6 protein-coding genes are annotated in these 12386 nt (G+C 47.1%); 3 read left to right on the top strand and 3 right to left on the bottom strand.

Going from position 1 to position 12386, the window contains the following annotated elements:
* Window positions 1-17: 17 nt before the first annotated feature.
* A complete protein-coding gene (locus LZG74_RS18685) occupies window positions 18-3824 on the top strand; it encodes a CotH kinase family protein (RefSeq protein WP_233798043.1) in 3807 nt (1268 codons plus the stop codon).
* Window positions 3825-3893: 69 nt separating this feature from the next.
* On the opposite strand, the gene LZG74_RS18680 is transcribed toward LZG74_RS18685, so the two are convergent.
* Complete coding sequence (locus LZG74_RS18680; protein ID WP_233798042.1) at window positions 3894-5711, bottom strand: M61 family metallopeptidase; 1818 nt, start codon at window positions 5709-5711, stop codon at window positions 3894-3896.
* 138 nt (window positions 5712-5849) lie between these two features.
* On the opposite strand from LZG74_RS18680, the gene LZG74_RS18675 reads away from it, so the two are divergent.
* Both LZG74_RS18675 and lspA read left to right on the top strand, forming a co-directional pair.
* Window positions 5850-6542 (top strand): DUF1080 domain-containing protein, encoded by a 693-nt coding sequence (locus LZG74_RS18675; RefSeq protein WP_233798041.1) that lies wholly within the window; start codon window positions 5850-5852, stop codon window positions 6540-6542.
* A complete protein-coding gene (gene lspA, locus LZG74_RS18670) occupies window positions 6543-7055 on the top strand; it encodes a signal peptidase II (protein WP_233798040.1) in 513 nt (170 codons plus the stop codon).
* A 168-nt stretch (window positions 7056-7223) separates the two neighbouring features.
* On the opposite strand, the gene LZG74_RS18665 is transcribed toward lspA, so the two are convergent.
* Together LZG74_RS18665 and LZG74_RS18660 are read right to left on the bottom strand one after the other, a co-directional pair.
* Complete coding sequence (locus LZG74_RS18665; protein ID WP_233798039.1) at window positions 7224-9494, bottom strand: aconitate hydratase; 2271 nt, start codon at window positions 9492-9494, stop codon at window positions 7224-7226.
* A gap of 57 nt (window positions 9495-9551) precedes the next feature.
* Window positions 9552-12323, bottom strand: coding sequence for a bifunctional aconitate hydratase 2/2-methylisocitrate dehydratase (locus LZG74_RS18660; RefSeq protein WP_233798038.1), 2772 nt, complete (start codon window positions 12321-12323; stop codon window positions 9552-9554).
* Window positions 12324-12386 lie beyond the last annotated feature (63 nt).

Below are 12386 nucleotides of genomic sequence, written 5' to 3'. Positions count from 1 at the left end.
TATACACAAAACTTAATATGATGAAAAACCTCTTTTACTTAACCTTATTATGGGTTGTCTCACTAGGTGCGCACGCCCAAATTCCCGCGGACAATTACAGGTTTTATGTAGACGAGGGGCGCAAAATGATTGTCTGTAACCAGGTTCCAACCCCGTCCCAGATAACAGGCTCTCCTATTCAAATGCAGTTCGCGGCGAAAGTCTTTACATTTTCCGGAAGTGTTACGACACTTACACATGGAGTGAAATACCTGGTGACAAACGGCGGACAGCAATATAGTTTATACTTCACGCAGCTCCCATTGGTGAACCTGGACGTGCCGGATCCCACTCAGATCAACTTGGAAGAAGAGATTCCTGGCGGCATATCGATTGCGGAAGCCGCAAATTCTCCGCTGATTTCCAATATGGCGATCCGGATCCGTGGTAACAGCTCGTCATTTTTCCCAAAAAAGAATTACCGTGTCCAGTTCAAAGATGCACAGGGAAAGAACAAAGATGAATCCATTCTAGGGTTGAGAAGCGATAAGCGCTGGCTGTTTTTTGGCATGTGGAATGAGGAATTGCGCTCTACAAACAATGTTTCGCACAACCTTTGGATTGATATGCATAAGCTGTATTACGCTTCATCGGAGCCGTCTGCAGTGTCTTCAATCCGCACCAGATATGTGGAGGTTTTTATGAATAAATCCTACAAAGGTGTATATATGATCGGTGAGGATATGGACCGCAAGCAACTGCAATTGAAGAAGAATGATGGCGATGTGATCAGAGGCGAATTGTTCAAAGCGGATGACTGGTCGCTTTCCGCCGCATGGGAAGGAATTGGTGTGGCCAGGCCTTCGCCCGGCGCGGAAGAATGGCAGAGCTGGGAATTGGAATATCCCGATTACAGCGACTGGAACAATCATCAGAATTTGTTGAAAGGCGTTATTGAATCATCCGACGATGAGTTCCGTGCTAACATCTGGACGCTTTTCAAGCAGGAAAATGTTATTGACTATTTCATATTCCTAAACCTGTTGTCAGTGGAGGATAACATGGAAAAAAATTATTTTATCGGTCGCTATGACAAGGGACAGCCCTGGTTTTTTATTCCCTGGGATCTGGACGGGGCCTGGGGCTACTTTCCGGATGGGGTAAGAAGTAATAAAACGCAGGGCGACAGGCAAAACGGACTATTCAAAAAGCTCTTTCGTACCAATCCTGATGGCTTCAAAAACAAACTCGCCACCCGATATTTCGAGCTCAGGCAAAATATTCTTGCGGAAGCCAATCTTAAAAACCGTTTCCAGGCAAATTATAATTTGCTCAATTCCAATCTTATTTACGAGCGCGACGCAGCCGTTTCACAAGACAATTACGGCGGTGCCAATCGTTCGGGAGGTTTGGCATACGTCAACAATTACATTACGCAAAGACTCAGCTGGCTGGATGCTTATTTCTGCCCTATGAAAGATGGAGGCTGCAATGGTCAACCAACCTGCGTATTTGATATCGCAGCGAATGCTTCCAACACCAGTCCGGCTTGCTCTGCAAATGTATCATTATCAGCCAATTGCACGGGCACAGATTGTTCCGGCGTAACGTACACCTGGACAGGAAATGGCATTAACCAAACGGGAAGCTCGATTAACATCGCAGCTCCGGGCGCAAACGGTTCCTTTGTTTACACTGTAAAAGCATCTAAAAGCGGCTGTGCCGATAAAACGGCGACAGTGACTTTAAACATTGGCAATTGTATCCCGCCAGTGGGCAACGATCCATTCAGTGCTTGCCTGGAAGCAGAGAACCAAAGTGGAAATGGCCCTATAACTGGCGATCCGAATGCTTCAAATGGCAGCACGCGGGGTGATAAAGATAATTACAATCATTACGTGGACTACGCTATTAATGGTGTGAAAGCAACCGGGGCGCATCAGGTGAAAGTTCGTTATTATGCCAACGCATCAGCGCAGGCCAGTTTTTCTGTGAATGGAAATGTGGTTACACCATCCGCCAGTTTTCCTCCCACTTATTCCTGGAACATTGTTTGGCGTGAGGAAACATTCAATGTAACATTGAATCAGGGCAATAATACGCTCAGGATTCAGGGCTTGCCGGGAGCCAGTATTCGGCAGGATAAAATATGCGTGACCGGCCCGGGCGGACAAAACCCGCAACAACCGACTTGTGCATTTGACATTACTGCAAACGCTTCCAACACAAATCCTGCCTGCTCTGCCAATGTTACATTATCATCCGGTTGCACGGGTGCAGATTGCTCGGGCGTAACGTACACCTGGACAGGAAATGGCATTAACCAAACAGGAAGCTCGATCAACATTGCGGCCCCTGGCGCAAACGGTTCGTACGTTTACACCGTAAAAGCATCAAAAAATGGCTGTGCGGACAAGACCGCAACGGTAACATTGAACATTACCAATTGCGCCCCGCCGGTCGGTGGTGATCCATTCAGCGCATGTCTGGAAGCGGAAAACCAAAGTGGAAATGGGTCGATTACCGGCGACCCCAATGCCTCAAATGGCAGCACGCGGGGTGATAAGGATAACTACAATCATTACGTGGATTACGCCGTCAACGGGGTGAAAGCGACCGGTTCGCATCAGGTAAAAGTGCGCTATTATGCCAATGCTGCTGCTCAGGCGAGCATTTCAGTGAATGGCAGTGTGGTTTTATCTTCGGCCAGTTTCCCTCCTACCTATTCGTGGAACATTGTCTGGCGTGAGGAAACATTCAATGTAACATTGAATCAGGGCAATAATACGCTCAGGATCCAAGGACTGCCGGGAGCCAGCATTCGGCAGGACAAAATATGCGTGACCGGCCCGGGCGGACAAAACCCGCAACAACCGACTTGCACATTTGACGTCACGGCAAACGCTTCCAACACAAATCCGGCCTGCTCTGCCAATGTTACATTATCATCCGGTTGCACAGGCGCAGATTGCTCCGGCGTAACTTACACCTGGACAGGAAATGGCATCAACCAAACCGGAAGCTCGATCAACATTGCGGCGCCGGGCGCAAACGGTTCATACACTTACACCGTGAAAGCATCGAAAAACGGCTGCGCAGATAAAACGGCAACGGTAACTTTGAACATTAGCAACTGCACGCCTCCGGTCGGCGGTGACTTTGCATTGTGCCTGGAATCGGAGTTGCAGGCCGGTAACGGCGCGATTTCCGGCGATCCCAATGCTTCCGGCGGCAGCACACGGGGATTGAAGGAAAACTCCAACCATTATGTGGATTATGCAGTGAATGGCGTGCCGAGTGCCGGGACTTACCAACTGAAATTGCGCTATTCTGCGAGTTCAAATCCTAACGTTTCGATTTCGGTAAACAATGCTACGGCAATTGCAGCGGCTAATCTGCCTGCCACATATTCCTGGAACATTGTATTTCGTGAGGAGGTGTTCAATGTGACGCTTGCTGCAGGCAATAACACGGTGCGTATCCAAGGATTAAATGGCCCGAGTATCAGACAGGATAAGGCATGCTTCACCAGCAGCGGGCAGAACAATGCAAGGTTAGGCGCGCCGGAAGCCATGTTCAATCCAGGCGGAGCTGACGAACGCCTGAATGTGTTCCCTAATCCGGCACCCGGAGAGTTTAATGCTAAATTCAACCTTTCCAGCCCGGATGGAGCAACCATTACCGTTACTGACATTCGCGGTCGCGTTTGGCATACTGCGAAAGTAAAAGGAACTGGCAAGCAGGAAGCAAAAATTAAGTTACCTGATGCACCTGCGGGGGTTTATTTGCTTCAAATTAAAAATGGAGAAACAACGGAAACGAAAAAGTTGGTGATCACGCATTGATGAAACCGTTATCAACAGCAAAAGCCGGGCATAACCCGGCTTTTGCTGTTTTTTTCAATCACTATGCAGTTACTTGATCTTCGTTCCGAGCCAGTCTTTGCGGAACTTTTTCATTTCTTCTGTCACAGGCATGCCGGCCGTTTCATTTAGTTCTACCACCCATTTCGGGTTCTCCATGAATGTGATCATGCCAAGTTTGACATCCTCACGGTGACGGTATTCAATGCCAATTTCCTCTCCCGGCTTGTGCGCATTAAGGATGACATTTAACTCAGCTTGCGTTGTCACCGTTTTTCCATCCACTTTCAATATCTGGTCGTCAATGTCCATGCCTGCCTTGTAAAGGGGTGAATTAATGATCGTGTTGGATAAAATGGTAAGCTCCGTTCCTTCCTTATACCGCACATCTCCGATCCATGCTTTGCCGGCAAACTGTCTTTTCAAAGTCAAGCCCGCCATTTGAAGCAATGGCGCATAGTCGAAGGATTCGTGGCCATTGATATATTTTGCAAAAAAACCTTCTGCAAACGTTTTGTCCTTGCTGTAAGCCACAAGCACATCCGCCAGGTCACTCACTAGATAGGCTATTTCCGGTTTTCCCAGCTTTTGCCAAACGGCTTGCATATATCCGTCCAAAGTGAGCCCCCGCGCACGCAGTTGAAGATCAAGCGCTAATGCGATAGACGCGCCGTAGGGATAGTAGGAAGTGTAAATGTTGGGATAATTTGTCTTGTCAATCGAGACACCAGCATCCACGAAAACCGCATTGTTACTAGCCTGGACTGGCGAAATGCGCTTCGCACCAGCTGTATTTTCTTTGGTATTGACCAAAAAACTCAATGTCTGGCAATATCCCTCAGGTGAGTCAAAGCCGGCACGGGCCAGAATAAGGTCGCCGTAATATTGTGTAAAACCTTCGGCGAACCAAAGCTCGAAACTCATGTTGCTCTTTTCAAAATTGAATGGTTCGAGCGATTTCGGGCGGATGCGTTCGACATTCCAGGCATGAAAAAACTCATGGGAAAATACGCCCAGCAAATTATTTGCCCCAGTGAAAGCAGTGGGAATCGAGATCATCGTGCTGTTGCGGTGCTCCATGCCGTCACCCCGCACATAGGGATTAATGCTGGCAAGAAATGTATACTGGCCGAAATCGAAAGCCGGAAATTCGCCGAATATCATCTGGCTTTCCTGTGTAATGCGTTTGATCTTCGCTGTAAAACTGTCTGCCAGTGAATCACTTCCGGTAATTTCCAGCGCAAGTCTGAATTTCACGGGCTTCTTATCCGGATTGTTCAATGTCCACTCCTTCATGATCAGCTTCCCGATCTTGATCGGAGAATCCATCAAATATTGCAGATCGGCTGCGCCGAATGTGTTTGGCTGGGCGGCAGGTTTGAGCTGTGTGGCAATGGTCCATTTTCCTTCTTTGGGCAAATCGAATTTTACCTCAATCGGTGCATTCTGCAATTCCTTTACCCATAGAAAAGTGGCGGGTGCATTCAAGTGAATGCTGTTCTGATCCAAACCGGCGTAAGTCCCGTCGGCATGATTGGCGTAAAGCGTGTATTGTACTTTTACAAAACCATTCAATCCTGAAACTTTATAAACATCACCGTCGACACGTTGGATTGCCATGTCGCGCCCTGCTTTATCCATTGCTTTTACGTCGTACACATTCTTTCCGTACTCGTGTGTGGCATAGCGGCCGGGAGAAGAGCGGCTCATGCGGAATGTCAGTTCTTTCTGAGGCGCGTCGGTGACCGTTACGGCAATGCTGGCTTCGTGGTGGACGAGATTGGGGAAAGAAATGTCATAATTAATCTTTTGTGCAAAAGCGTTGCCCGCAAAGCATGTGAGCGAAAACAGGTAAATGAGTTTTTTCATAGCAGCTTTAAAAATAAAAACGGAAGCGGCCAATTTAATCTTAATCTTCTACATTTAATACGGCGGTGATTGCACTGCGCCGATAATTGCTTAATTTTTCCGTTCTAAATGATATCCTAACCTGAAATAAGCTCATTGATGAAACAAATACTTTTGCCCTTCTGCATCCTTTTCTTTCTTAGCGTTTCCCACCAATCACAGAGCCAGACAAAAACACTTTTCAACGGCAAGGACTTAAAAGGCTGGCACATTGACGTGCCCGATATGGATAAAAATCCTGCGCTGAAAACACCGTTCCTTGTGCGTAATGGTCTGTTGGTAAGCCTTGGAACGCCGGGAGGACATTTGATTACGGATGATCAGTATGAGAATTTTCGTTTCACATTTCAATATCGCTTTGCTGGTAAGCCGGGCAATTGCGGCGCGCTTGTTTTCGTTTCTACGCCCAGGGCGCTTTATGAAATGTTTCCAAAATCCATCGAGGTGCAGCTGATGAATCAGAATGCCGGTGATTTCTGGTGTATTCAGGAAGATATTACGGTGCCTGATATGGAGAAAAGGCGGGGCCCCAAAGAAAAATGGGGCGTCAACGGCGATAAACTAAGAAGAGTCCCCAACCTGACGGACGGCACGGAAAAGCCGCTGGGTGAATGGAACTCCATGACGATCGAATGTGTAAAAAATTCGATCAAGGTGTGGCTGAATGGCGTGATGGTTAACTACGGTTATAATGCGACTGCACAGAAAGGACAGATTGCTTTGCAGTCGGAAGGATCGGAAGTTGAGTTTAAGGAAGTGAAAGTTGCATCTATTAAATCGTTTTCGAAATAAATGTTTGATATAAAATCGGACCGGCTGATCAGGAATATAGCCATCTTTTTGATCCTTATTTCCAACTTCGGCTGCGACCAGATATCGAAGAATGTCGTTCGCAAAAATGTCGGTTTTTATCAAACGATAAGCGTTGTGGAAGACATTGTGACGATCACTTACGTCGAAAACACTGGTGCTTTCCTTAGCATTGGTGCCGGGCTTCCGCATACAATGAAGGTCATTTTACTCTCCGTTATTCCGCTGATCGTGCTCTTTTTTGGCGTTGCCTACATATTGTTGAAAAGAAACCTCACGCTTATGAGCGCGCTGGCGCTGAGCTTTGCCATTGGCGGCGGCATAGGAAATATTTATGACAGGCTCATGCACGGTTCGGTAACCGATTTTTTGCACATTAACCTTGGCTTCTTCCAAACCGGCATTTTTAACATGGCCGACGTGTCGATCATGATGGGCATGTTCATCTTTTTCATCCAATCCTACACCAGGCAAAAAGCCAGGATATTAAGGTGAATGTCAAATCCCGGCGGGATAAAATATCGGTAGCAAAAAGGTCGGTTAGCGTCAAATCCCAGAGGGATAAAATATTGGTTCTGTATTCATTTGGTGATTACTCTTTATGCAAAAAAGGCCTCCGTATGGAAGCCTTTTTTTTGCGTTTATACATGAATGTCAACAAGACTACGCTGCCGCAACCGATTTGCGAATAATGTTCAATGCCGAACCTGCTTTGAACCATTCGATCTGCTGCTCATTGTAAGTATGGTTTACCGGAAACTCTTCGCTTGTGCCATCTGCATGGTGCAAAACGATGGTTAACGGCTGGCCTTCTGCAAAAGTTTGCAGTCCGACAATGTCAATCGTATCGTCTTCCTGGATTTTATCGTAATCACCTGTATTAGCGAAGGTTAATGCGAGCATTCCCTGCTTTTTCAGGTTCGTTTCGTGGATACGGGCAAATGATTTTGTCAAAATAGCCCGGACGCCAAGGAAACGCGGTTCCATCGCTGCGTGTTCGCGGGATGAACCTTCTCCATAGTTTTCATCACCTACAACGATCGTTCCAATCCCATGCGCTTTGTAATCACGCTGCACAGCGGGGACTTCCGAATATTCGTAGGTAAGCTGATTTTTGATGGTGTTGGTTTTTTCATTGTAATAATTTACCGCACCAATCAGCATGTTATTGGAAATATTATCGAGGTGACCACGATATTTCAACCATGGGCCAGCCATTGAAATATGGTCTGTCGTACATTTTCCTTTTGCCTTGATAAGCAGTTTCAACCCTCTTAGATCTGTCCCTTCCCATTCAGCAAACGGTTCCAGCAATTGTAAGCGGTCCGAAGTTGGGCTTACCAAAACCTGAACCTGGCTTGGATCTTCCGCAGGAGCCTGGTAACCGGCGTCTTCTACGGCATACCCTCTTATCGGCTGCTCTAAACCGGTTGGCTCGTCCAGCATTACTTCAACACCTTCCGAGTTAACCAGCTTATCTGTTCGCGGATCAAAAGTAAGCCTACCGGCGATGGCTAGTGCAGTTACGATCTCAGGCGAAGCTACGAATGAGTGCGTGTTGGGGTTACCATCCGCACGTTTCGAGAAATTACGGTTGAAGGAAGTGATAATGGAGTTTTTCTCTCCTTTTTCAGCCCCATGACGCGCCCACTGACCAATACAAGGTCCGCAAGCATTCGCAAGTACAACACCGCCGATTTTGGCAAATGTATCGAGGTATCCATCGCGTTCCACCGTATAGCGAACGAGTTCCGAACCTGGCGTAATGGTATATTCCGAGCTTACAGTCAGTTTCTTATCCACAGCCTGCTGCGCAAGAGACGCAGCGCGGCTAACATCCTCATAACTTGAATTTGTACAGGATCCGATCAACCCAACCGAAAGTACTTCCGGCCAGCCATTTTCTTTCACCGCAGTGGCGAATTTAGACAAAGGCCAGGCCAAATCCGGTGTAAAAGGTCCGTTTACGTGCGGTTCCAGTGTAGAAAGGTCCAGTTCGATCAACTGATCATAATAGGTCGCAGGATCTGCATAAACCTCTTCATCAGATCGCAGATATGACTTAATGTTGTCCGCTGCATCTGCTATTTCAGCCCTTTCGGTTGCTCTCAGATAAGCAGCGCTTCTTTCATCATATGCGAAAATCGATGTAGTAGCACCGATTTCAGCTCCCATATTACAGATCGTCGCCTTACCTGTGGCTGAAATGCTTTCTGCACCATCACCGAAATACTCGACAATGTAGCCGGTTCCGCCTTTTACTGTCAGCTGGCCTGCAACCCAAAGAATAACGTCTTTCGCAGCAGTCCATCCGCTTAGCTTACCAGTTAGTTTAACGCCGATCAAACGAGGCATTTTAAGCTCCCAAGCCAAACCGGACATGACGTCACTGGCATCCGCACCGCCGACACCTATCGCGATCATGCCCAAACCACCTGCATTAGGCGTGTGTGAGTCCGTCCCGATCATCATACCGCCCGGAAATGCATAGTTTTCAAGCACAACCTGGTGAATAATACCAGCGCCTGCGCGCCAGAAGCCTAAGCCGTATTTATTGGAAACGGAAGAAAGGAAGTCATAAACTTCTTTGTTCTTGTCAACCGCATTTTTCAAATCCTGCGTCGCCCCAACCTCTGCCTGGATCAAGTGATCACAATGCACGGTTGAGGGAACTGCAACCTGCGGCCGCCCGGCCTGCATGAACTGCAACAGCGCCATTTGGGCGGTGGCATCCTGCATAGCAACACGGTCGGGAGCAAAATCCACGTAGGACTTGCCGCGCTCGTAAACCTGTGTAGGGGTTCCTTCCCACAAATGGGAATATAAAATCTTTTCTGCAAGCGTTAAAGGCCGCCCCTCTATCTTACGAGCAGCTTCCACCCTTTCCTGCATACGGGCATAAACGCCCTTAATCATGTCTAAGTCAAAAGCCATAGTAATTATTATTTATGCTAATACATTCACACGCGTCAACAACTGTGCCAGTATCGATTATCTCGCCAATTGTTTAACTGGCGGTGCAAACTTCGTCAGGTCGATGCCAACCACCGCCGCTTTGTATTCCTCAATGTTCGGAATGCGTCCGAGGATTGCGGACAAAACGACCACCGGCGTAGATGCCAGCAATGACTCTCCTTTTTTACGATCCGAATCTTCAACAACCCTTCCCTGGAAAAGACGGGTCGAAGTAGCCAGAACTGTATCGCCTTTGGCGGCCTTTTCCTGGTTACCCATGCAAAGGTTGCAGCCCGGACGTTCCAGATACATCATATTTTCATATTCCGTACGCGCCGCTACTTTCGGAGCGTTATCGTCGAATTCAAACCCTGAGTATTTTTGCAAAACATCCCAGTCACCTTCTTTTTTCAGCTCTTCTATAATATTGTAAGTCGGCGCGGCCACAACCAGCGGAGCGAAGAATTCAACTTTGCCTTTTTGTTCTTCCAGATTACGGAGCATTTGAGAAACAATTTTCAAATCCCCTTTGTGAACCATACAAGAGCCTACGAAACCAAGATCAACTTTTTTGTCCTCTCCATAAAAAGAAAGCGGACGGATTGTATCGTGGGTGTAACGCTTTGAAACCTCTTTATTATTTACATCCGGATCGGCAATCATCGGTTCAACGATCGCGTCGAGATCAATGACAACTTCTGCATAATATTTAGCATTTGCATCAGGAACCAAAGCAGGTTTTTCACCGGATTTGATTTCAGCAATGCGCTTATCTGCTTTGTTGATCAGTCCTTGAAGAACCTGCTTGTGGTTCTCCATGCCCTTATCAATCATGATCTGGATCCTGTTTTTTGCAATTTCCAGGGATTCGATCAACGTGTCATCTTCTGAAATACAAATGGAAGCTTTCGCCTTCATTTCCGCAGTCCAGTCGGTAAATGTAAATGCCTGGTCGGCTGGTAATGTTCCCAGATGCACTTCAATGATGCGGCCCTGGAAAACGTTCTCGCCGCCAAATTGCTGCAACATCTGCGCCTGTGTGGCGTGAACGACATCACGGAAATCCATGTGGCCTTTCATGTCGCCTTTGAATGTTACCTTGACGGATTCGGGGATTGGCATGGAAACTTCACCGGTTGCAAGCGCAATGGCAACAGTTCCCGAGTCAGCACCAAAAGCAACGCCTTTGGACATTCTTGTATGTGAGTCGCCACCGATGATGATTGCCCATTCGTCAATAGTAATGTCGTTAAGGACTTTGTGGATCACATCGGTCATCGAGTGATATTCGCCCTTCGGGTCACGCGCTGTGATGAGGCCGAAATCATTCATAAACTTCATCAGTTTCGGAATGTTAGCCTGCGCTTTTTTATCCCAAACCGATGCGGTGTGGCAACCAGATTGATAAGCCCCGTCCACAATCGGCGAAATGGTTGTCGCAGCCATTGATTCCAGTTCCTGAGCGGTCATTAGCCCCGTCGTATCTTGCGAACCGACAATGTTAACCTCTACGCGAACATCAGAACCGGCGTGCAAAACTTTACCCGGCGTTGTCCCAACTGCGTTTCTGTTGAAGATCTTTTCAACCGCAGTAAGGCCCTGGCCTTCATTTGAAATTTCTTTAGAAGGTGCGAAAACAAGCGTAGGTTCGATACCTAAAATTTTTGCCGCAACCGTTTGTATTTTTTTACCAAAAACAATGGCATAGGAGCCGCCTGCTCTGATAAATTCCTTTTTCTGTGGCGTAAGCGCTTTGGAAATGTCAATCAGTTCCTTGTCGCCATTGTACAGTTTTTTTGTTTTTGTATTAATGGTCAAAACAGTGCCCGTAGCAACCGAATAAACCTCTTCCAAAACCGGATCTCCGCTTTCGTTACGAACAACGTTTCCGTTCTCGTCCACTTTCTTCACCCAGTTTTTCAAATCTATTCCAATTCCCCCTGTAACATCAACAGTGGTTAGGAAAATAGGTGAAATACCATTCGTTCCACCCACAATAGGCGCAATGTTAACGTAAGGGATATACGGACTTGCTTGTTTACCAGTCCAAAGCGCCACATTATTCACACCGGACATGCGCGAAGAGCCCACGCCCATCGTGCCTTTCTCAGCAATCAACATCACGCTTTTGTCAGGATGCTCTTCCTGTAATGCTTTAATTTGCTTCTGGGCGGCGGTTGTGATCATACATTGACCATGTAGTTCGCGGTCAGAGCGTGAGTGCGCCTGATTACCAGGAGAGAGCAAATCGGTTGAAATGTCCCCTTCTCCGGCAATGAATGTTACGATCTTAATTTCTTCCGGTATTTCAGGCAGCAATGTGAAGAAATCCCCGCGGGCATAGCTTTCAAGGATTTCCCGGGCGATTTCGTTGCCGCTTTTAAATGCTTCTTTCAGACGATCTGTGTCTGCATCATATAAGTAAACCTGCGTTTTAAGCACCGCAGCCGCTTGTTTTGCAATCGAATAATTTTCGCCCAATGCAAGATCCAGCAATACGCCAATGGAAGGACCGCCCTTCATGTGCGACAGCAGTTCAAATGCAAAAGCGGGTGATATTTCTGAAACGATGGATTCGCCAAGAATGATTTCTTTCAGGAACCTGGCTTTCGCACCGGCAGCGCTTGTTGTTCCTGGTAATGTGTTGTAGATAAAAAACTTAAGAGAATCTTCGCGATACTCGTTTTCCGTATCCTTTATCTGTGCGATGATTTCTCCCAGCAACTCGGCGCCGTCTATCGGCTTAGGATGAAGTCCCTGGGCTGCTCTTTCTTCAATTTCCTTGATGTAATCCTTATAAATGTTCATAGTGAAAAATACAATATACGCCTCAATTAGGTGGAAGATTTTTGATCATTAAAACACGCGAAA

Source organism: Dyadobacter sp. CY327, assembly GCF_021390415.1.
GTDB lineage: Bacteria > Bacteroidota > Bacteroidia > Cytophagales > Spirosomataceae > Dyadobacter > Dyadobacter chenhuakuii.
The sequence above is the reverse complement of the archived record's forward strand: the minus strand, read 5'-3'. Positions and strand labels throughout refer to the sequence as shown.

Excerpts from the sequence above, each read along its gene's own strand:
- LZG74_RS18665 (WP_233798039.1), bottom strand. The coding sequence starts at position 9,494 with ATGGCTTTTGACTTAGACATGATTAAGGGCGTTTATGCCCGTATGCAG.
- LZG74_RS18680 (WP_233798042.1), bottom strand. The coding sequence starts at position 5,711 with ATGAAAAAACTCATTTACCTGTTTTCGCTCACATGCTTTGCGGGCAAC.
- LZG74_RS18660 (WP_233798038.1), bottom strand. The coding sequence starts at position 12,323 with ATGAACATTTATAAGGATTACATCAAGGAAATTGAAGAAAGAGCAGCC.
- LZG74_RS18675 (WP_233798041.1), top strand. The coding sequence starts at position 5,850 with ATGAAACAAATACTTTTGCCCTTCTGCATCCTTTTCTTTCTTAGCGTT.
- lspA (WP_233798040.1), top strand. The coding sequence starts at position 6,543 with ATGTTTGATATAAAATCGGACCGGCTGATCAGGAATATAGCCATCTTT.
- LZG74_RS18685 (WP_233798043.1), top strand. The coding sequence starts at position 18 with ATGATGAAAAACCTCTTTTACTTAACCTTATTATGGGTTGTCTCACTA.